Origin of the sequence: Shewanella aestuarii, from assembly GCF_014647215.1 — a bacterium.
Taxonomy (GTDB): Bacteria; Pseudomonadota; Gammaproteobacteria; order Enterobacterales; family Shewanellaceae; genus Shewanella; species Shewanella aestuarii.
Map to the genome: position 1 here is coordinate 102,995 of NZ_BMOT01000004.1, position 22,471 is coordinate 125,465.

Annotated in this window: 20 protein-coding genes and 1 pseudogene; 8 read left to right on the forward strand and 13 right to left on the reverse strand. The window is 38.4% G+C overall.

Features of this window, described 5'->3' with window-relative positions; all coding sequences use genetic code 11:
* Positions 1–17 precede the first annotated feature (17 nt).
* A complete protein-coding gene (gene acuR / locus IEY03_RS07880; RefSeq protein WP_188840815.1) occupies positions 18–659 on the reverse strand; it encodes an acrylate utilization transcriptional regulator AcuR in 642 nt (213 codons plus the stop codon).
* A 194-nt stretch (positions 660–853) separates the two neighbouring features.
* Between acuR and IEY03_RS07885 the strand changes: the two genes are divergently transcribed.
* Positions 854–1,000 carry a hypothetical protein gene (locus tag IEY03_RS07885; protein ID WP_188840816.1) on the forward strand — a complete coding sequence of 49 codons (147 nt, stop codon included), beginning with the start codon at positions 854–856 and terminating at the stop codon, positions 998–1,000.
* A 208-nt stretch (positions 1,001–1,208) separates the two neighbouring features.
* On the forward strand, positions 1,209–2,414 hold the full coding sequence (locus IEY03_RS07890; RefSeq protein ID WP_188840817.1) for an ammonium transporter: 1,206 nt from the start codon (positions 1,209–1,211) through the stop codon (positions 2,412–2,414).
* 812 nt (positions 2,415–3,226) lie between these two features.
* Here the strand turns inward: IEY03_RS07890 and IEY03_RS07895 are convergent.
* The gene (locus IEY03_RS07895; protein WP_188840818.1) at positions 3,227–4,642 is read right to left on the reverse strand and encodes a hypothetical protein; all 1,416 of its coding nucleotides are present in this window, start codon (positions 4,640–4,642) and stop codon (positions 3,227–3,229) included.
* A gap of 502 nt (positions 4,643–5,144) precedes the next feature.
* On the opposite strand from IEY03_RS07895, the gene IEY03_RS07900 reads away from it, so the two are divergent.
* Together IEY03_RS07900 and IEY03_RS07905 are read left to right on the forward strand one after the other, a co-directional pair.
* A complete protein-coding gene (locus IEY03_RS07900) occupies positions 5,145–6,221 on the forward strand; it encodes a porin family protein (RefSeq protein ID WP_188840819.1) in 1,077 nt (358 codons plus the stop codon).
* 9 nt (positions 6,222–6,230) lie between these two features.
* The gene (locus IEY03_RS07905) at positions 6,231–6,641 is read left to right on the forward strand and encodes a type 2 periplasmic-binding domain-containing protein (RefSeq protein WP_188840820.1); all 411 of its coding nucleotides are present in this window, start codon (positions 6,231–6,233) and stop codon (positions 6,639–6,641) included.
* Positions 6,642–6,765: 124 nt separating this feature from the next.
* Here IEY03_RS07905 and IEY03_RS07910 read toward each other — a convergent pair whose 3' ends face one another.
* Positions 6,766–8,955 (reverse strand): OsmC domain/YcaO domain-containing protein, encoded by a 2,190-nt coding sequence (locus IEY03_RS07910; RefSeq protein WP_188840821.1) that lies wholly within the window; start codon positions 8,953–8,955, stop codon positions 6,766–6,768.
* 265 nt (positions 8,956–9,220) lie between these two features.
* Between IEY03_RS07910 and IEY03_RS07915 the strand changes: the two genes are divergently transcribed.
* Entirely contained in the window at positions 9,221–10,024 is an 804-nt protein-coding gene (locus IEY03_RS07915) for a transporter substrate-binding domain-containing protein (protein WP_188840822.1), read from the forward strand.
* A gap of 189 nt (positions 10,025–10,213) precedes the next feature.
* On the opposite strand, the gene IEY03_RS17065 is transcribed toward IEY03_RS07915, so the two are convergent.
* From IEY03_RS17065 to cspE, 6 genes and pseudogenes are all read right to left on the reverse strand, one after another.
* Positions 10,214–10,435, reverse strand: coding sequence for a hypothetical protein (locus tag IEY03_RS17065; RefSeq protein ID WP_229778235.1), 222 nt, complete (start codon positions 10,433–10,435; stop codon positions 10,214–10,216).
* A 352-nt stretch (positions 10,436–10,787) separates the two neighbouring features.
* Positions 10,788–11,441: a flavin reductase family protein gene (locus tag IEY03_RS07920; protein ID WP_188840823.1), complete on the reverse strand. Its 654-nt coding sequence runs from the start codon at positions 11,439–11,441 to the stop codon at positions 10,788–10,790.
* Positions 11,442–11,494: 53 nt separating this feature from the next.
* Positions 11,495–13,063 (reverse strand): cryptochrome/photolyase family protein, encoded by a 1,569-nt coding sequence (locus tag IEY03_RS07925; RefSeq protein WP_188840824.1) that lies wholly within the window; start codon positions 13,061–13,063, stop codon positions 11,495–11,497.
* Positions 13,064–13,188: 125 nt separating this feature from the next.
* A pseudogene (locus tag IEY03_RS17070) lies at positions 13,189–13,320 on the reverse strand (DUF2256 domain-containing protein); the annotation flags it as partial.
* A 567-nt stretch (positions 13,321–13,887) separates the two neighbouring features.
* Positions 13,888–14,820: a 23S rRNA pseudouridine(2604) synthase RluF gene (gene rluF, locus IEY03_RS07935; RefSeq protein ID WP_248986378.1), complete on the reverse strand. Its 933-nt coding sequence runs from the start codon at positions 14,818–14,820 to the stop codon at positions 13,888–13,890.
* 228 nt (positions 14,821–15,048) lie between these two features.
* Complete coding sequence (gene cspE / locus IEY03_RS07940; RefSeq protein WP_188840826.1) at positions 15,049–15,258, reverse strand: transcription antiterminator/RNA stability regulator CspE; 210 nt, start codon at positions 15,256–15,258, stop codon at positions 15,049–15,051.
* A gap of 522 nt (positions 15,259–15,780) precedes the next feature.
* On the opposite strand from cspE, the gene IEY03_RS07945 reads away from it, so the two are divergent.
* Entirely contained in the window at positions 15,781–15,939 is a 159-nt protein-coding gene (locus IEY03_RS07945) for a hypothetical protein (protein WP_188840827.1), read from the forward strand.
* A 183-nt stretch (positions 15,940–16,122) separates the two neighbouring features.
* Here the strand turns inward: IEY03_RS07945 and IEY03_RS07950 are convergent, their stop codons facing one another.
* On the reverse strand, positions 16,123–16,620 hold the full coding sequence (locus tag IEY03_RS07950; protein ID WP_188840828.1) for a VF530 family protein: 498 nt from the start codon (positions 16,618–16,620) through the stop codon (positions 16,123–16,125).
* A 152-nt stretch (positions 16,621–16,772) separates the two neighbouring features.
* On the reverse strand, positions 16,773–18,212 hold the full coding sequence (locus tag IEY03_RS07955) for a methyl-accepting chemotaxis protein (RefSeq protein ID WP_188840829.1): 1,440 nt from the start codon (positions 18,210–18,212) through the stop codon (positions 16,773–16,775).
* 217 nt (positions 18,213–18,429) lie between these two features.
* On the opposite strand from IEY03_RS07955, the gene IEY03_RS07960 reads away from it, so the two are divergent.
* Complete coding sequence (locus IEY03_RS07960) at positions 18,430–19,287, forward strand: PA4780 family RIO1-like protein kinase (RefSeq protein ID WP_188840830.1); 858 nt, start codon at positions 18,430–18,432, stop codon at positions 19,285–19,287.
* 188 nt (positions 19,288–19,475) lie between these two features.
* Here the strand turns inward: IEY03_RS07960 and IEY03_RS07965 are convergent, their stop codons facing one another.
* Complete coding sequence (locus IEY03_RS07965) at positions 19,476–19,862, reverse strand: ribosome recycling factor family protein (RefSeq protein ID WP_188840973.1); 387 nt, start codon at positions 19,860–19,862, stop codon at positions 19,476–19,478.
* Between the two features lie 386 nt (positions 19,863–20,248).
* Between IEY03_RS07965 and IEY03_RS07970 the strand changes: the two genes are divergently transcribed.
* Complete coding sequence (locus IEY03_RS07970) at positions 20,249–21,169, forward strand: substrate-binding periplasmic protein (protein ID WP_188840831.1); 921 nt, start codon at positions 20,249–20,251, stop codon at positions 21,167–21,169.
* 23 nt (positions 21,170–21,192) lie between these two features.
* Here the strand turns inward: IEY03_RS07970 and IEY03_RS07975 are convergent, their stop codons facing one another.
* Positions 21,193–22,107, reverse strand: a complete 915-nt coding sequence (locus IEY03_RS07975) for an aspartyl protease family protein (RefSeq protein WP_229778236.1) — start codon at positions 22,105–22,107, stop codon at positions 21,193–21,195.
* Between the last annotated feature and the right edge of the window lie 364 nt (positions 22,108–22,471).

Below are 22,471 nucleotides of genomic sequence, written 5' to 3' on the forward strand. Positions count from 1 at the left end.
CTAACATCCAACTGGGTTTATTTCGATTGAGTGACTAAGCCCGCGATAAAAAAATCATAATAATCTTGTAATGGCTTGGCACTTTGTACCAATTTTGCACGACTAACCGCACCTTCCCAACCTACCCAAAATAGTTCAGCTAATAGGGCACAGTCGATATGAGGGTGAATATCCCCTTGGTCTTGAGCCGCTTGAAAACACATGGCTAATCTTGTCTGCCAACTGACAAAGATATCAATCAGTTGTTGACGGTAACTTTCAGGTAATAAATCCACTTCTTGGCCTAAATTACCTATCAGGCAGCCACGTTTAAATTGATAATTTGTCATGCCAATTTTGGCTTTTGCGACAAACAAATTTAAGCGATTAATTTCTGCAACTGACTCATCCGCTAAGCACTTATCCAGTTGGTGCATGAAATAGGCAGCATAGTTTGCGATAACTTCCTGACCAAATGCTTCTTTACTGGCAAAGTAATGGTAAAAAGACCCCTTGGGTACGCCGACCTTCTTCAAAATAACATCAATCCCCGAACCGGCAAATCCCGTTTCGGTTAGCTGCTCAAGCCCGCTGCGAATTAAAGCCGCTTTGGTATCTTGATTATCTCGACTCGCGTTAGGCGGTCTACCACGACGTGGTTTAGTGATTATTTCATTCATGCACCAATATTAGACTGACTGTCTAGTTAAAGGCAAGCTGGCAATTCAAAAGTGTGAAAAGCGCACGAATAGATTGTGCCCCTTAAAAGGATGATTCGATAATAATCCAATGATGAAAGCAATGAGCGTTTAAATACCATTCATAATGGTTGATCTAGATTAGTCATCTGAGTGAGAAGTTTAGGGAAATAGAAATGCTAAAAGTATTAACGCCAGAACCTCAATCATTTAAGCGGCTTGCTATTCATCCTATTGACAGCACAAGCGATGGCATAAAACATAAATTATCGATTTTACAACGCACCATTGCAGTGCACCAATTTACGCCACCAGTGCACTAAAATAGTACAAACTCAAACATCCTAACTTATTAAAAGCATTCAATTAGGCAGATTTTTGCACCAACAAGGCACATCACAGTTATACATTTAATTAACATTTTCATTATGTTGCACCAATGACAAACATCTTTTTCCTTATCCTGAATAAACAGGAATGATTTTTGCTTTTTAAGGCTAAGATTGTTTCCCAACCACATCAGGACTCTTAATGGATAATAATATTAGTGATGCCATTGGCGTGATCGCTCAAAGTGCCGATACCGTGTTTATTTTATTGGGTGCCATTTTGGTACTCGCAATGCACGCAGGTTTTGCATTTTTAGAGGTAGGTACGGTTCGTCATAAAAACCAGGTGAACGCTTTAGTTAAAATCATTACTGATTTTGCTTTTTCTGCTGTGGCTTACTTCGTGATTGGATATCAAATTGCTTATGGCTCACATTTTTTTGTCAGTGCAGAAACATTAGGCGCAAACCATGGTTATGAGCTCGTGAAGTTTTTCTTCCTGCTAACCTTTGCTGCAGCGATCCCCGCCATTGTCTCTGGTGGCATTGCCGAACGCGGTAGCTTTAAACCATTTCTGTTTGCTTCAGCCCTCATTGTGGCATTTGTTTATCCGTTTTTTGAAGGGATTATTTGGAATGGTAACTTTGGTTTTCAAGCGTGGTTAGAATACACTTTTGGCGCACAATTCCATGACTTTGCTGGATCTGTTGTTGTACATGCTATGGGCGGTTGGCTGGCGCTGGTAGCCATTTTATTATTGGGTTCAAGACGTGGACGTAAACCCGGTATCGCTTTTGCTCCTTCAAATATTCCATTTCTTGCATTAGGCTCATGGGTACTGATTGTAGGTTGGTTTGGATTTAACGTCATGTCAGCACAAACATTAGATGGTATTAGCGGCCTTGTTGCGGTTAACAGTCTAATGGCAATGGTTGGCGGTACTATTATTGCCTTAATTGTGGGTAAAAATGACCCAGGTTTTATTCATAACGGCCCTTTAGCTGGTCTGGTAGCGGTTTGTGCAGGCTCTGATTTAATGCACCCTGTGGGTGCATTTATTGTGGGTGGTGTGGCAGGTGGATTATTCGTGGTGATTTACACCAAATTACAACGCAGTTCGAAAGTAGATGATGTACTCGGGGTATGGCCTTTACATGGACTATGCGGTGTATGGGGCGGTATTGCTGCAGGTATTTTTGGTCAATCGGCTTTTGGTGGTTTAGGTGGCGTCAGTTTTAGCGCGCAAGTGGTGGGTACCATTGCTGGCGTCATTGTTGCCATCATCGGCGGGATATTAGTTTATGGCACCATTAACAAAGTTAGCAGTTTACGTTTAAGCCAGGAAGATGAATTTCACGGCGCTGATATAGCCATTCATAAAATAGGCTCAACCAATTCAGACAAATAACTTGTATATACCCAAACAACCTGAAGATGCTCGATTTCAGCAAGAATTTACACGCGTTTAGGCAAGGCATTGATTGCTGGGAATGGTTATTCCCTTTTCAAAATCAATAACGCAGCATAAACGCGTGTAAAACTTGCCCTCAGGGAGTTTCACCGTGTTCCCCTGATTTTTAAATCAAGAGCGTTGTTGCGCTAATTTATAAGGTACCTACATTACCGCATTAACGCGCCTAGTATTGAAAACACGGTGAAGCTCTGAAACACGTATCTTCAAGTTGTTTGGGTATAAATAGCCTAATAAATCGACTTATTAATTCACCTAGGTAACTAGCCTGGTGCAAATCACTGTAACTAAGTGCAATAACGCCAGCTCGTCTAGACTCATACACATCAAGACTTTTTAATACGGGCGATATATAGCCCGTATTAAACTACAGAGCAAATATTTCACTGCTCAATTTCCTGCCATTGATGTTGAATCAATACCTAAACGCACTAATAATGTAAGGTATTACCCAGAACTAGATATGTTGGGTTTTAATCTAATAGACATTATAGCCTGCACCATTTGTATTAGATTTTGTAAATGTAAATCCATCATTCAGCATGCCACTCTATCTATCACTAGGTTAAAAGACCGGATGACACTCCAGCTGCAACTACTTTACGATAGTCATCTATGGTGCTGTCAGGCTTATAATATGCAATGAATAAGTGGCACCTGGTTGGTTAAAGTGATGCATGAAAGCGTTGCTTTCGGCATCACTTTCAATCAAATCTACATTCTTCCGACAACAGATAATAGCGAGCTAATCAGTTATCAAATAATATAACAACATCAATTAACTGTGCGTTATCTTCATATGAGTCAAAAGTAGCAAATAACTGCTTATTACCTTTAAACACCATCACAGTGTCAAAATTGTCTTCTGCATCTGGGTACAAGGTCAGAAATTCAGACTTTAACATTGGTATATTATATCCCGACAATACCTGGTTAAACTCTTGCTTGCTTTGATCTCGAATAATTGACTCAGTCACTCTTATTTTATTAACTAAACCATCATCATTAACCGAAAAAAGAAGGTTCTCATTGCCAATCACCCAAATGCCTTCTTCAGTTAAATTAATTTGGTTGATACGTTGTTGATTATTTAGTTGATATACATCTTGGGTGTCCATAAAAAAAGCATGGCTAATATCGATAGATGCCGTCGCTGAAAAGTCAAGATTGGCAGACTTTTTTACACCACCTAAAGGCAATACCGTAAAACCATTTAATAATAGTTCTGCTTCTTTAGACTTATCTTTCTTGAAACTCTCAAAATTTAATAAAAGTTGGGATTGTTTTCCATAAACCACGATATCATTATTACTATTAACCAGATCTAATATTTTACTAGCCTTTTGGTATGTATCTCGGTAATTCACACTTCCAATATACCAATCATCGATATCATAGTTCTCGCTAAATTCGATAAGATTTGTTCCGTGACTGTTCAGAATATTATTACTTTTTTCAATGCTAATTACTTTATCATTTTTTACATGAAACCATAAACTTCTGCCATAACCTAAAATTTTAGTATCATCATCAGTTAATAATTTAATGCTTTCTGGCCCCATTTTTTCTGTTAATTTTAAAAAAGAGTCACCTAGTATTATTTCGTAAGCTCCATTTACCGACACACTGGATTTAGGAGGGGTATGGTTTTGTGCCTGACGAATCAACTTTTCACTATCAGGTAAAGCCATGGCTATAGAAACATTAGTTGAAATAATTTTCTTACCATGACGATTAAATGGCGTTGACTTATTACTAAGTTGTTTATTATCACAAAGTGAAATATTTTTTGTTTTTATTGTAATGTTAAATTTTCTAATTTCATTTTCAAGCCTTTTGCCACTATCAGAATAAGTTTTTAATTTTCTAGCAAAACTATTAACTAATAACTGCTCAACAATTATAGCTTCAGCTCCTGATTTCTTGCCATTTTCTTGAGCGGACAACAATACATTATTAATCGAAAGTTCTCTAAACTGTTCAAGACCTAGTTTATCTGGATTATCTTCATCTACATCACTTGAAAAACTAAATTCCTGATTAAATTCACTAAGGACTGTCGGTTCACATATAGGCAAGAAATCCAGAATAGTAGGGAGTTCGGCGGCTACAGTAATATTGGATAGGCTGGCTAACAAAATTGTATTAACTAAAATCTTAGGCATAAATCATCCTTGAGGTTGTTTAAAAATTAAATCATTCCATTTAAAAAAACTTCTTACTTGAATTCAGAAATACTTTTCAGAATCCTGAAAAGGCGATATTAGAATGGATAGTAGTACTACAATAAGTATGAGTATTTCATATCACAATAAAATAACAACCTTTATATTTACATTTTCTCAACAAAAACAGTTGTTAACAGGGTTTATTGATTAGAACTTAAACTACAAGAAGAAGTAATAAAGTCATTGATGGTTCAAGCCTTGTTTTGATAGCAAATAGCTCTCTCTCATTTTGATAGATTAATTCGATTACAAATATTCACTGAGAAACACAAGGGCACACCAAAGACGAGAGAACCATAATCACCACTCATTGAAATCTATAAAATTTGATTCAAATCAATGCAAGACAACTTTGTTGCAAAAAAGTTCACAAAAAGTTGCACTAATGAATAACTATCCTAATCTTAATGACGAATATACCTAACTTTAAGGTTTTTCTATGAAAAAGAAGATAGCAATTGCAATAAGTACCCTACTACTTTCATCCTCAGCAGTAGCCGAAGTGCATATTTCAGGTTTTGCATCTGTCGTCGGCGGTAAAGTATTAGATGGTACGGGTGTAGAAGAGTTTGATTTAGGGCCCTCTTTTCTAGCGGATTACCCGTTAGTGGGAGTTTACGAAGAAGAAATAAGCTTTAACCCTGATACCTTATTTGGGCTTCAATTTAGTGCAGATCTCATGGATGGATTATCTGCAACTGCACAAGTAGTATCTAGAGGGGCAAACGACTTCTCAGCAGACTTTGAATGGGCTTATATTTCCTATGAAGTCAACGACAACTGGACTTTTCAGGGCGGTAAAAAACGACTTCCTTTATACTACTACAGTGACTTTTTTGATGTAGGTTATGCCTATACTTGGATACGCCCGCCAGCAGATAACTATACTTGGCAGGTCTTTAATTATACAGGGGTTAGTGCACTTTATAATTATCTCGTCGGTGAATGGACAGTATCAGGTCAAGTATATTATGGCCGAGAAGACAGTGATGATAATAAACTATTATCTGAGTTTTTCTTTTTAGAAAGTACCCGCGAAATATGGAAAGACATTGGCGGTATTGTTGTCCAGTTTAATCGCGAATGGCTAGATATCCGCCTAACACACATGCAGTACACTAATGAGAGATACATTGGTGATGTACAGCAAGTATGGGATGGCAGCACTGAACGGAAAGGCAAATTTTACGGTTTATCAGTAAATATCGATTATGAAAACTTTTTACTGTTAACAGAATTAAATCGCCTTTCTTTACAAGGCTCTGATCTTGATACTTATCTAGTTACCCTCGGCTATAGAATTAAAGATTTTACGCCTTATGTATCTTATTCAGATTTCGATGATGGAGAGCAAGGCGAGGTCCACAATACCACCTCATTCGGTGTTCGTTGGGACTTTCATCCTTCAGCAGCATTTAAACTTCAATATGATGACGTCGAAGATAATGGTGGTCCGGGCTTAAAAGTGGCCGGTGACTCGCAATCCATTAGTTTCGGTATTGACTTAGTATTTTAGGAGGGAGACATGAATAAATTACTTTGCTCAATCCTGTTGAGTTTTGTTTCGCTGCAAGCTTCTGCTGCAATTGCAGTAATTGTTCATCCAAGTAATGCAGATAATATCGATAAAAAGGCAATCGAGAATATTTATCTAGGTAAGACAAAATCATTTCCTGGTGGTGAACAAGCTGTACCTGTAAATATGGATGCTTCACAAAGTATTAAAGAAACATTTGATACCACTGTGGTAGGTAAATCTTCTAGCCAGCTTAAGTCTTATTGGTCAAAGAAAGTGTTTACAGGTAAAGGGACTCCCCCAAAAGAAGTGCCGAATGCCGAAGATATGATTAAATTAATTTCCTCCAACCCTAACATGATTGGTTACATTGATAGCAGTGCGGTAAACGATACCGTAAAAGTTATCGGCGAATTTTAATTTATAGTAAGTAAAATGCCAGTCGATTACTCGGCTGGCATTTTTATTTAAGATAACTACCATTACAAAGCAGCAATTATCTTATGTCATATTGTGCTCATGCTATTCAGCAGCACCTGCTGTACTACTTTAACTTAGCGACAGCTTTACGCGCCTGATGTAATTTTTTATAACTTTCAATCAAACGTAAATGTGGTTCAATACCCTCTAACTTCATGCTGGTTTTAGTTAAACCATAAAATCGCACTTTTCCAGTAACAGAACCAACAACGTTTTCCATCACTTCTTTGCCAAACATACGGTTAAAGTTATCAATGAAGTGCTCTAGCTCTAACTCTTCATCTAATGTTACTTCCAGTACCGCATTAATGGCTTGATAGAACAAACCCCGTTGTACTGTATTATCGTTAAACTGAAGAAACTCGCCGACTAATTCAATTGCCTCTTCATGCTCACCTAAAGCTAAATAAATCAGAATTTTAAGCTCTATAATAGTCAATTGCCCCCAAACCGAATTCTCGTCAAATACGATGCCAATTAATGTAGGGATATCGGTTTGGTTATCTAGCTGGCTTTCTTCTAATCGATTAACTAATTTACCCAACGCTTTGGTGCTTAAAGAATGTAAATTAAGAATATCTTCACGGTATAGCAGCGCCTTGTTGGTATTATCCCAAATCAGGTCATCAACTGGGTAGACTTCAGAATACTCTGGTACCAAAATTCGGCATGCTGAAGCACCTAAATCAGTAAACTCAGCAATATAAACTTCTTTGCCCATTGCCGATAAAATACCAAATAACGCCTCAGCTTCTTGTTCATTCGTACCCGAAAAATCCCATTCACAGAAATCAAAGTCGAACTTACTGCTAAAGAAACGCCAAGAAATAACGCCTGTAGAATCGATAAAGTGCTCAACAAAGTTTTCTGGTTCGGTCACAGCCATACTGTTAAACGTGGGCTTAGGCACATCATTTAAACCTTCAAAGCTTCGGCCTTGTAATAACTCGGTTAAGCTGCGCTCTAATGCCACTTCAAAACTTGGATGTGCACCAAATGAGGCAAAAACTCCGCCTGTTCTTGGGTTCATTAGGGTTACGCACATCACAGGAAATTGTCCAGCCAACGATGCATCTTTCACAACAACCGGAAAGCCTTGCTCTTCGAGGCCTTTAATCCCTGCAAGTATGCTTGGGTATTTTTCTAACACAGCCATAGGGACATCAGGAAGAACAATTTCTTGCTCGATGATTTGACGTTTTACCGCTCGTTCGAAGATTTCTGATAAACATTGAACATGCGCTTCTTGTAAGTTATTACCCGCACTCATGCCATTACTTAAAAACAAGTTTTCAATTAAGTTTGATGGAAAATAAACGGTCTCACCATCTGATTGGCGCGTGTAGGGTATAGCACAAATACCGCGTTCTTTATTACCTGAATTGGTATCAATTAAGTGTGAACCACATAATTCTTCATCTGGGTTATAAATATCTAAACAATACTCATCTAAAATGCCTGTTGGTAATGCATCATCGTCTTCAAGTGCAAACCACTTTTCATTTGGGTAATGCACAAACTCACTAGCCGCAATTTCTTCACCAAAATATTGATCATTATAGAAAAAATTATTATTTAGACGCTCAATAAACTCACCCAATGCTGAACACAGTGCGCTTTCTTTAGTCGCTCCCTTACCATTGGTGAAACACATAGGCGATGCCGCATCGCGAATATGTAACGACCACACATTAGGTACAATATTTCGCCAAGATGAGATTTCAATCTTCATCCCCAGCTCAGCTAACATGCTGGTCATATTTTTGATGGTTTGTTCAAGCGGCAGATCTTTGCCTAAAATAAAGGTACTGCTATCGCTATCAGGCTGCCCTATTAACATCGCATTGGCGTCGGCATCTAAATTTTCAACGGTTTCAATTTTAAATTCAGGGCCCGTTTGCACCACTTTTTTAACGGTACAGCGATCGATTGAACGCAGAATACCTTCACGGTCTTTGTCAGAAATATCTTCTGGTAACTCAACCTGAATTTGAAAGATCTGGTTGTAGCGATCTTCAGGATCTACAATGTTATTTTGTGATAATCGAATGTTTTCAGTAGAAATGTCACGAGCTTTACAATACACCTTAATAAAGTACGCCGCGCACAATGCTGATGAAGCTAAAAAGTAATCAAAAGGACTCGGTGCAGAACCATCGCCTTTATAACGAATGGGCTGATCTGCTGTCACCGTAAAGTCGTCAAACTTGGCTTCGAGTCTTAAATTATCGAGAAAATTTACTTTGATTTCCATTGAATACACCTACAGTCATTCACAGCCTAACGGCCACATTATCTAATTAAAGTGAATTATCGGTGTTTTTGACCCAATAGTCTTGGTTTTATTGAATAAATGACCCAAGAAGACTTTTTTGAGGTGAATAATTAGACCAGTAATTGACAATAAAATACCAAATTGAATGGTGCATACCGAATTAATGTCGACTATATTAGGATAAGGAAAAGTTCAGTGGCTCTAAAATCATTGATAAAAGAAGGAAAAGGAAAAGGAAAACCATTTGAAATATATCTGGCTAACGCTGTTACTGATTTGTTTTGACCTATGGGGCGCATCACCGCCTCAACGTAAAGTCATGTATCTTTACACATATCATTATATGCCCCCTTATGTTATCAATAGCTCAGAAAAAATTGGTTTACTATATGATATTGAACAATTTTTTAACACTCACCAACAAACTTATCAGTTCAGCGTCTCTTACATTCCTCGTAAACGCTTAAATTACTTGCTCAACTCCGACCAATTTGAAGGGATGGTAATTGGAGTTAATCCGATTTGGTTTCAGGATGTTAAAAAAACAAAATATTTATGGTCTGAAGCCTTTATTAACGATCAAGATGAAATCATTTCGCATTCGAATAACCCGATTGAATTTAGCAGTAAAGAAGCATTGATAGGCAAAAGTATCGGCGGTATTTCAGGTTTTCGCTATCACACAGTCGATACATTAGTTGCTGATGGTTTAATGACCCGAATTGATACCGCAAATGAATCTCAATTAATCAACATGCTACTTAAAAAGCGCTTTGATTGCGCTATCGTCTCGAGGGCCACCACAATTTATTATCAACAATTATTAAATGCTGATACCCCTATTTATTTTTCATCTAAGCCGCATGACACCTTTACCCGACATATTTTTGCCCCTAAGCAACTACAAGCCGAGTTTGAAACTGTCATTAGCTTAGTAAAACAATTAAACGCTGATCCAGCCTGGCAAAACAAAATGCAGCAGTATCAAACCTACCTATTACCAGAAACACCTCTGCCAAATAGTGGTTCAGGGCAAGCAACACCTTAAAAGTTGGCCTTGGGATTGTGTTAATATTGAGGGATTTGAATTTCTGAGGGTTTAAGATAGCCAGATGCAAAGGCTTAAAGCTGAAGTTCACATCAGCACTCAATCACAAAAGATCTGAAGCTTCGCAATATCAATGAGTTTAAATCAAAATCTAAACCATCCCCCAGAGATAAACCATTAATCTATCGGTTATTGCTCTTCTCGCTTAACTAACAAAAAAGTCAGGTACATTTTGGTAGGCAATGACAACACCATGCCAAATGCCACGCACATAGCGCTAATAATAATGCCCCGTACGCCCATGGCTTCAATAGTCTCATTAAAGTTATGCAGGTATATACCTAATAATATTAAGCATATACCAATAGTAATAGAAGTTTTGAGCAAAAAAATTAACGTTTTATTGGTCACGATATTCACTTAAGCCAATTTGATATAGCTAGGGTCAGCTAACCTTTTAAGATTAAATTTTGTTCGAGATAGAATCGTTTTAGGCGCGGCAAAGAGCATGTAGCCTAGCAGGCTAAGTAAATATTTCTTAACAAAGCATAAAGCGATTCTAGCCGCCCCCTTCGGCCAGCCTTTGTAGTCCATTTCTACTACGTTATCGGCTTTTTAAGTAGGCCAGCTAAACGTCAAAGCCTCTGCCTAGTATAAATTCCCACAAAGTGCTGCTAAAACCAGCTTAAAAGGTCAACAGATCCTAATATAGCGTGATTTATCGTAAGTGTGTTGATGTGGATCATTTATGTGTTTGTAACCTTTAACTACCTTCACCATCTAGGGTTAAACAATGAAGCTCTTTATCGGGTTTAGCATAACTTAGTCTAGTTAACCTTCGGGTTATGTGATAACAATCAAGCCCTGATACTGTAACCGTTTCAAGTGATTCAATATCAATATAGCCATCCGCTTTGATGGCATCGGGCATACAATATAAGTGGCAGATCTCACCGATTACTAATATGGTATTGTTAGTTGATAGCGGGATTATTTCACGCATTTCAACTGCAAATTTGAGCTGACTTTCAGCCACAAAGGGCGCACTAACACCTTGATGATATTCTGGTGTGAGTCCCACTTTTTCAAATTCGGATTCCTGAGCATTATAACGAGCTGATGCTTGATGGGCTTGCTGAAAAATACCAAGACCGACATGGTTAATGGTATAAAAACCGTTATTTTTAATATTGGCTAAAGTGTCTCTTGGTACTTCATCAGGACGTATAATCATCCCTACTAAAGCTGGATCTGCGCCAATATGAAATACTGAACTTACCATTGATAAATTTGTGATCCCCAAAGCATCTTGCGTTCCAACTAAATTCGCACTTTTAAAACCCGATAAACTGTTAATTAGTTTGGCTCGATATTGTTTATCAAGAATGGCGAAATCTTGTGTTGAAAAGTGCTTCATGATATCTCCTAAATGAAGTCCTAAGGTTAAATCGGTAGTCAGCCAAATGGAGCTTAAATGTTGTGTAAATTATTCAGCAAATACTCTGCTCGTTTTAAAATAGCTTGCTGATCATCAATTGGTTTTTTTTGCCAATTAGCAAAAACCATTTTGTTACGTGGATTATTGGAAAAAAGTTGTTGATGTTTAGCCATAAAATTCCAATACAAGGCATTTAATGGGCACGCATTGTCGCCAATTGTTTTACTGACGCTATATTTACAATCACTACAATAATCGCTCATTTTATTAATATAATTACCACTAGCAGCATAGGCCTTAGAACCAACAATACCCCCGTCGGCAAACTGACTCATGCCTCGAGTATTTGGCATTTCCACCCATTCAATCGCATCGATATAAATGCCTAAATACCAATCATCGACCTGCTTGGGATCAATCGCAGTTATTAAACAAAAATTACCAGTTACCATTAATCGCTGGATGTGATGTGCATATGCATATTGAAGTGACTGTTTGATCGCATAATGTAAGCAATTCATGTTGGTTTTGGCATTCCAAAACCAGTCAGGAAGTAAATTATCGGCATTAAGCACATTCAATTGGCCATATTCAGGCATATTGCTCCAATAAACGCCCCTAACAAACTCTCGCCAACCGATAATTTGCCGTACAAAACCTTCAATTTGTGCCAGAGATATTTCGCCTTCAGACGACACATACTGTGCAATGGCGGTATCAACAACACATTGAGGACTTATCATTTTAGTATTAAGTGCGAACGACAATCTAGAATGATAGAGAGCCCATTGCTTAGACTCGCCTAGGGCATCTAATTTTGCTGTCATGGCATCTTGAAACTGACCGAATCGAACCAAACAAAAACGACAAAAATAATCTAACAACAATAAAGATTGTTTGCGGTTGACGGGCCATAATAACGCAGTATTCATCTCACCTATGGTATTGATGTTATGCCTCTGAATACGCTCCCATATTAATGTAACGTCATGACTAAATAACAAGGGTTCTGGTACCGCTACAAAGTCTTTAGGTTTTATTTTTTGACGATTTTGCTGATCAAAATTCCATTGACCACCTAAAGGTTCATCACCTTCCATCATAACGTTAAATCTAAGCCGCATTTTGCGATAGAAATGTTCTAACCGATGCTTTTTCCCTTGCTGGAAATAATGAGCTAACTCTGCATCTTTTAAATAAAAATGTTCGGTTTCATAAGGTGTTACCTTAATAGTTAACCCTTGAGTAAAATTCTCAAGTTGATGACGTAAGCGGTATTCATCCGCGAGTTGATACTCAAAATGGTCGACGTTATGGCGCTGGAATAATGCAGCTAGCAAAGCCGGTAAATCTTGGTATTGGGCCGTTTCATCTAAAGTCAGGTGCAATACACGATGACCGGCTTGCTCAAGTGCATCTGCAAATTGCGACATTGCGGCAAAAAAAGCCGATATTTTTTGTGCATGATGTTTGGTATAACTGGCTTCTTGGTGCAACTCGGCAATCACATATAAAGTACCCTGATGCTTTTCTCGAAACCAAGAGTGTGAAGCATTCAGTTGATCCCCTAAAACTAACCTTAATCTTGTTGCTGATTTCATCTCTTGCCCCAACACTTTTCATCGATCTGATTTGGTGACTTTGAGGTAGCTTGGCTCAAGTGAGGTTTATCGGCTGATAAATGCCCACGAACAAGGTGACTATCATTAGCTATACCAACTAGTATGCGGTTTCTTCCTCCCGCACAACGTTTTGAACAGTACTTCACATTTTGCCAATCCCTTTGCCATTTTTTGCGCCAATTAAAAGAACGTGAGCAAGTCAGGCACACCTTAGATGGGAGCTGTGATTTTTTCATTGAGTCAGTCCCCATATTTTGTTGCAATCGTCATTATCACTATCTGTTGCTCTCATGCTTAGCGCGTTAGGTTAGAGTAAACATTACCCTGCTTTATCAGTTTGGAATAAGTCATCAAAAAATGAACAGTAATCTTTACCTATGCTCACTTAATAGGTAAAGGCCTCTATGGCGGAAGCTGCTATAGAGACAAATTCAATCGAACGTTTACCTGAATGCCAGCTAATAAATACCCATTGATGTCTGTTGAAAATGAATGGGGTTGCAGCTATGGATATCAAAAACTGCTGCAAAAATATCGAAGTTATTGTGTATCAAGGCCTTTAATTTCAGAACAACGGTTAATCTAAGCTCATTAAAAAACACCGAAGGAGTGATATGAGAGCATGAGGCATTCGGGCATAGTAATTACATACCGACCATTACGTGCTGAAAGCCAGAAAAGTTTACCTTTTTAAGAAATAATGCCTTTAACCGCTATTTATTCGAAGAAATCAGCCAATAAAAAAGCGCCAGCATTGCTGGCGCCTTCATCAATTCATGTTGGTCGTACTAAATAATTGAATCTTAGCGTTTAGGTTTTCTTGACGGCCCTGGTTTACCTTTACCCTGCTGTGCCTGACCTTTAGTTTGCCCTCGTGGAGCGCCTTTAGCCTGGCCTTTATGTTTAGTGCTGCGGTTGTGTTGCATAAAGTGTTCTGGGCCTTCGATTTTATCCCGAAGAGATTCTGCTTTAGGTTTTGGTTTAGATTTTTTCTTCGTTGCAGATTTTTTATCTTCTGAAGAGGAGTCTTTGATCATCTCAAACAATACATCAAGTTCTTGCTTATCGAGATCGCGCCACTCACCAATCGGCAAACCTTTAAGGCTGACATTCATGATTTTTTGGCGTTCAAGCTTAGTGACCTCAAAGCCAAAATATTCACACATGCGACGAATTTGGCGATTAAGCCCTTGTACTAAAATAATTTTAAACGCATAAGGTGATACCTGCTCAACCTTACACTTTTTTGTCACGACCCCAAGGATCGGCACACCCGCGCCCATACCTTTAATAAAATCATCAGTAATGGGTTTATTTACCGTTACCACATATTCTTTATCGTGGTTATTGCCCGCGCGCAATATTTTATTAACCAAATCACCATTATTGGTTAAAAAAATCAGCCCTTGCGAGTCTTTATCTAACCGACCTATTGGGAAAATACGAGTTGAGTGGTTTACAAAATCAACAATATTGTCGCGCTCGGTGCCTTCTGTGGTGCTGACAATACCCACAGGTTTATTTAAGGCTATAAATACTAAGTCTTCCGCATCTCGTGGCTCAATATCATGACCATTCACTTTCACTTTATCGCCAAAATTGACCTGATCACCAACTTGAGCACGTTTGCCGTTAATAAATACATTACCTTGCTCAATATAACGGTCTGCATCACGTCGAGAGCAAATGCCACTTTCGCTGATGTATTTATTTAGGCGCATCGCTGAATCTGTCACGTTGGTTTCCTATAAATTAAGGTCTTCTGGTCAATAAGTTATGCATAGACATTAAAAGTCGCGGTAGAGTTTAGCAATTTTTAACTAAGTTGCCTAAGGCTGAATAAACAAAATAATGCTAATTAAAAGGGGGAATTAAAAGCGGAAGGATTAATTTAGCGGCAAATAACAGATAAAAAAAAGCGCAAACAGTCGTTAAACCATTTGCGCTGTCTTTAAAAATAGAACTTAGATAGCAGTAACGTTAGCTGCTTGAGGACCTTTTTGGCCTTGTTCTACTTCGAAAGATACTTTTTGGCCTTCAGCTAAAGTTTTGAAACCTTCTGAAGTGATTGAACGGAAATGAACGAAAACGTCCGCGCCGCCGTTATCAGGAGTGATAAAACCAAAACCTTTATCTTCGTTGAACCATTTTACTAAACCAGTAGTTTTAGACATTTTGTGTCCCTTATATAATAAATTAATAAATCTATCGCGATAATGCGATGCACTGAAGCTTGAATTATTGAATGTGACTATGAAGCTAAGGGAAACACTTTGGATAACAACGATAACGCAGAGATCTAGAGCTTTACTTTTACTTGATATTCATTAATAACTCTGTTTGCCAGAGCAGGCTATAGAATACATCAGTTTTAACTATTGTAAAGACAAATAATAAAATAATAACTACAGCCATCTAACTCTATGATGTAAAAGTAATGTTCAAAATATGCAAAACACTCACTTAAGCCTACTCCGCCTTGCTGGCGCACCTTGCCACTATCTGTTCTACAATTTATTGAGCATAAAAAACTTAAAGACCACAATATGAAATATCAGATTTACTCAGCCATATTTATCTTCACTTTCGCCAGCGCTGTGATGGCTGAAAAGCAGTAAACCACTTTCATTACTGAAGCCGCTTACTTACAAAGTCAGTCTGAATGGCAATTCACTCTAGATACTCGATTTCAACAATTGCATAAGCCTAATGTCAGTAAAACGGCATACTCTTTTACTGTGGAATACGGCATAACTGAAAATTTACAAATTGAGCTTGGCACGGAGCGCGCGACTACATTTGATAACATTGATGAACAAGAAACGGAACATGAATGGGAATTAGAGTTTGCATAATCTATGAGCTTGAAAATGATTTAGTTGTGGGTTTCGCTTACGGGGTGTTCGATCCTAAAGACGATTTAAACAGTGAATTAACTGTAAAAGTCAGTTACGAATTCTAAACAAAAATGCCGCAAAGTTTGCGGCATTTGGATAACGACCCAATATTAAATTATATTGGTCTAAGCCATCACTGACTTAATTACCCCAAGGATTTTTAGGGTCCTGTGACGGCGCGGGGCGCTTGCTGCTGGTACGCTTATTTTGCGCGTAGTTATCTTGCGCTTTTGGCTTATCCTTACCGAATTGTGGACGTCGATTATTACGCTTCATTTCTTGATAATCCGTCGCGGCTTTATCGCGCATTTCAGCAATTAACTCAACCGTCAATTCTTGGGGTTTACGAGGCATAATGCCATGAGCAAAACCACGTTCACGCGGCTTTAATTCAAACTGCGCCGCACTTCCCTTAGGCATACGCTTAAAGCGATAAAGGTAAAAGCTTTCTACTCTTTCTCTGGCCCACTCGGTCTTCTTTAAAAATTTTAGGCACGCTTCCATACTTGGGTTGGTATTAAAGCATTCTAAACGCAGTGCTGCGTAGAGGATTTTCCAATCATAAAAGTCGACCAGTTCTGCCACCATGGTCTCTAATTTCAAGCCATGTAGCGGGTTATTCTGTTGCAGTTCAATCATGTAAAATTCCAGTGTCTAACAATTGAGAGTTATTGTATCAATTAAATAAGACAAAAACGCATTGTTTCGTTTAATGACAGTATAAAAACACATAACATCGAAAGTGAATCGTAGCGATTAAACAGGTTAAACAACCTCAATCAAAAATGCCGTTATGCGGTGTGATATCGTTCTAGAATCTTACCTAAACTTTCTGATGCTTGAGACAAATTCTTTACACCTTCTGAAGACTGTTTCGCAAGCCCTTTGATCGCATTTGCTTTTTGACGAATATCACTTAACTCTGAAGCAATATCGTTGGCAACCGCACTTTGTTGTTGTGAAGAAGCTGCAATTTGGAAGCTCATATCTATCACGGTTTGTGACGACTCATTAATTGAACTTACATCGGTGCCAATATGGCTGATAAGTTCACTACTGGTTTGAGCTTGCTTCACCGTATTTTGAGTGATGCGATCCATATTATTAGTTTCCGCTTGTAAATTTTCAATCATAGATTGAATCTCTACGGTAGCCGCTTGTGTTCGGCTTGCCAGTGTACGCACCTCATCAGCAACAACGGCAAAACCACGGCCCATCTCACCAGCTCGTGCGGCTTCAATGGCAGCATTGAGTGCCAGTAAGTTAGTTTGTTCAGAAATAGCATTAATGGTTGTAATGACTTCATTGATATTTACGGCATTGGTTTTCAATGTGGTCACAGAGTCTGATGTTTGTTCAATCAATGCTGATAACTGCTCAATTTCACCAATGGCTTTTTGCACTCGCTCGAAGCTTTGGCTAATCGATTTTGAATTCAGTTCAACCTGACTAACAGAACTTTGTGAAATATTAGACACTTCAGCTGCTGAAGCGGTCATTTCTTCCATTGCTGTCGCCACTGAGTCTAATGATGAATACTGATGATCAATTTGAGATTCGCTTTCGCGATTTACATTAGCGAACGAAGTTGAAGTGTTATGCAAGGTTTTGGCGTTATCTTTTACCGTAACGACAAGCTCTGTTAATGTGTCCATCGCCTTGTCTAAAGCACAGCCGATCGTACCAAATTCATCTCGCCCAGGATGAAATCCTAATCGCGATGTTAAGTTACCTTTGCCAATATTTTCAGTGGTATTCCAAAGCACCCATAATGCGCCGCCAATAAATGTGGCATTCCAATATAAAATCAAGCCAAAAGGTAACAACCACAAAGTGGTTAATAATAAGCTGGTAAAGGCATCATTTTTAGCCGACTGTTCGGCATTTAAAACAGACTCTGTTAAAGAATATATCTCACCAGAAGAGGCTCTGACCACCGCAGTAACAGAGTTACCATTGCGAAATGACTCAGTTACACGCGATGATTGGATGTTAAGACTGTCCAACTTTTCGGCTTGTCCGTCACCGTCTGTGGCTTGCAAAATGCCTTTTAACTGACTTTCAAGCCCAACCTGTGACTGCTGCTGAATTAAGTCAATATTGTCTTGGTATCGTAAGGCTGCCACGCTTGTTATGGCTATTGTAAAGGCGATAAAAATTACCCAAAACTTGTCATTGATAGACATCTTAATAAATAATTTATCAATACTTCTAAAATCAACTTCTTTCATGTTCAATTCAATCCTAATTCATACATGCCTGAGGCAATCTTAGATGATAAATTAAGAAATAACAGTAACAAGATGCATATTGTTGAGCAGAAAAATAACTACATTTTTGATTCCGCTAGCTCGTTTGCTGTACAGAACAAAAAACCAAAATGCCTGCTTTAACAGAAAACCGATTTAGAGCATTCCATCCTGTGCAAAATTACGGTATAAGGACGCAATGAAAATCCCGAAACGAATCCAACCTCTGGTTGAAGAAGGCTTAGTAGACGATGTCCTAAGTCAATTAATGAGTGGCAAAGAAGCCAGTGTTTATGTCGTCCGTTGTGGCGAGGATATTCGCTGCGCTAAAGTCTACAAAGATGCCGACAAACGCAGCTTTAAACAAGCGGTTCAGTATCAAGAAGGCCGAAAAGTGCGTAACAGTCGCCGTGCCAGAGCAATGGAAAAAGGGTCTAAATTTGGTCGAGATCAACAAGAAGAAGCTTGGCAAAATGCCGAGGTAGATGCCCTGTATAAGTTAGCGGATGCGGGCGTGCGAGTACCTAAACCCTACGGCTGCTTTTCCGGTGTGTTGTTAATGGAATTAGTGACAGATGATGATGGCCTAGTTGCACCTCGATTAAATGATGTGGAAATGAGCCATGAAGAAGCTGTTCGCGATCATGCCAGCATGATCGAATATACCAAGTTAATGCTGTGCGCGGGCATTGTTCATGGGGACTTATCCGAGTTTAATGTACTAGTAGATAGCAAAGGCCCGGTGATTATCGACTTGCCCCAAGCTGTTGATGCTGCTGCCAATAATAACGCACAATGGATGTTTGCCCGCGATGTAAACAACATGACAAGTTATTACAGTCAATTTGCCCCTGAGCTAGCAAGCACAAAATTTGCTAAAGAAATGTGGGCATTGTTTGAGGCGGGTGAATTAACGCCAACATCAAAGCTCACAGGTGAATTTGCTGAAAGTGAACATATTGCCGATGTAAACGCCATTCTTGATGAAATCTATGCCGCAAAAGAAGAAGAGTTAGAGAGATTACAACGAATCAGTGATGCTAACGATGAAGATTAATTGCAGGTCTTATTCAGCTTGATTGGACTAATTAGCTATACCGTCAACTTTGATTAAAATCCATTGATTGATAAAGTAACAAACTCATCGTCACAGCCCAGCTCACAGCAGTTCACAATATCAAGGATGATATGTTGAGTTTAACGCCAATAAATTCAATGTATTTCTCTTCGCTTTAACTACCCTGATTATATTTCAGCATTAAAGCGAGCCAGTCTTACTTCAGCCACAGAGCAATTGGTTAGTTGCATCAACTCAGTCAATGTCATATTGGGATATTGAGCAATCAACCGCTGTAATTTCACCTCTATCGGCTCTAACTTATCCGCATGATTCTGTAGGCTTACTTCTATCTTGTGAATTAAATATCTAAACGCCTCTGAATTGTCGGCTTGCCATCGCAACAAACAAGATTGAATCATCTTTGCATCGCCCCGCAATAGCCAGTTTCTTGAACGTCGCACACGCTTAAGCTGGCAATCGTATTCTTGTAATAGCATTTTTGCTTGCTTAGCATTTTCACCACCCATTCGCTGAATAAGCGAAGGCAATGCAATATCAATAGGTTCATTCATCATGGATTTTCACAAAATTTTTAAACATAAACTAGCAGCTTGTTAAGACGATATAACTTACTATCATATAGTTCACTTAACCTTTACCAATATGACTATTCCATCAACAGCATCAAAACAACTTCAGCTAAAATAGTAGATACATCGACTTATTCAAGTGAATACATGCCACTAAGAAATTCAACAATTTGACCTTCAGACATCATTTAGGTTAACTCAATTAGATTTTGCGTTTAACATCTTCCGTTACAAGGAGTGATTTTTTATTGTCTGGTAAATACACAAATACAGGGCTAAGATAAATCTAATATAACGATTTTAGACTTAATTATAGGTACGCTAACACCAATGCAGTCTATTTTAGAAAGACTATACGTGAGTGATATATGAAATCTATCACACTGAAAGTTTTACTATTAACACTTTTAGTACTTTGTGGACAACCTAGCGTCGCCCTTGGGCAAGATGCAGAATTCGTCTGCCCCGAACCAATCCAAATAGGCTTTAATGATTGGGCTCCTTACGCTTGGATTGATGAATCGGGTAAAGCCGTTGGCTTAGATGTGGATATGCTCACACTAGTAGCTAATAATCTTGGCTGTAAAGTGGAATTTATTCCAATGCCCGTTAAGCGAGCCCACCAGATGCTAAAAGTCGGTTCTTTAGACATGATGATGGGAGCCAGTTATACCTCGGAAAGAGAGCAATATGCCTACTTTTCAGAATCCTACAGAGATGAAGAGGTCAGGCTGTTTGTCGAAGCAGGAAATACCTCAAGTATTACAGTTGATAAGTGGCAGGACATTTTCAGTAAGAAGCTAAAATTATTAGCCCCTTCTTATGGTTGGTATGGTCAGGACTATTTAGCCACTAAAGATGAGTTATCGCGGCAGGGGTTATTAATTACTAGCCCTAACGCAACACAATCAGTACAAATGCTTGCTTATAAAAGGGGGGATATATTAATCGGAGATTCGGTTTCCTTGCCTTATATCGCGAATCAATCTGAAGGGCTAATTCTGTCACCTTTAGCTCTGGTAGTAGACACGAATCAAATCCACTTTATGATCAGTAAAAAAGCCGATAATGTCGCCTTACTAGGTAAGATCAATCAAGCTATTTCGACGCTCTCAAATCATGGAGCCCTAGCAAGAGTAATGATGAAATGGCAACAAACTTCTGTTGCCAAAGCCCAAGAATCGCAACAAAAAACCACTCCGATTGATGGTTCAAATGGTGTCATGAACATCACAACAGACGGCTTAATTGCTGTAACTAATCGCCCCAAACACTATCTAGCTGAGTGAGCTTTCATCACTGCAGCGGCAGACTAAATATCCTCTGGCAACCCGACATGTAAGTGACCTGATTTATAATCGATGGTTAATACAAAATGTTTCAGTACATCATAACCAACAAGGCCTTTAATATTTTTGCCTTTGATGCGCGAAAAACTCACTTGGTCTTGACCTGAAATCGATTCAGCTTGTCCTTCAGCTGGAACACTGACCTGAACATTTTCAATGGTGAAAGGTCCAAACTTTACTTCGGGTAAACGAAAATTATCAACAGTCCCGATATTATTAACTCCCGCTATAATACTTGATTGAGAACCGTAAGATTCCAACCAGTTTGAGTCGGTTGCCATTGTGCGTTTTAAAAATAGTCCACCGTTATTGCCTGTATCAAGGATTAGCCACGCATTCTTCTCACCATTCAGATCAACTTTTACTATGGGTTGCCCTGAACCTCGGTCAATCTGCATTTGAATATTCTCAAGCTTGGCTAAATCCACAGAGCCTCTTTCAAACAGCCTTAAACGGTTATTTGGATAATCTATTTGAAAAATAAACTGCTCTAACAATCCCGCACCTAAAAGAAGTTGAACCTCATGATGACCAAGACGAAGCCCAGCTAAGTTATCTAACTCTAAATCAGTATTAAAAAGTTTCACTTGCACATTATTAAATAATCGCCGAGTTTCAGTGCCATAAATACCTTCAACATTGACCTTTCCACCTTTAGGGAATTCAAATCCATGTCTATTTATAAAACTTAAATTAATAGCATTTAACTGCGCACCGCTGTCTAAAATCGCCCGACCTTCGATGCCTTTAATTGTCACAGGTAAATTAATATGACCATTGATTATTTCAAAATTCACCCAGTTAGTGACTGCAAAAGCATTAAGCGAGAAAAGTAAAAAAGAAAAAAGAGGAAGTGTTTTAATTATTGTCTTACGCATTATTCATCCTTAAGTTGCGTAAAGTGAGACTAGAAAAATACATTAAACAGCAAAGAAATCAAATAAACTAGAAACAAATTAAATACAAACTTGTATTAAATTACCAAGCAAGATTACATAAGTTATCGTAACAATGCCTAAGGTTTGCTATTTAGTAAACAACACCTCTTGATGAAGTAATTTCACAATTTATTGAATACTTTGGAGCTATTCTTAGGATAAGCTATAGATACATTACATCGTCGTTATCAAGAACATTTTCCTAGGCAGTCATTACGATTCCTAAAAAGATTAAGGCGTTTTAAAAAGATCAGCCAAGTAAAGAAAGCTAAAGTTGAGACTCATCTTCAACCTTGTACTAAAA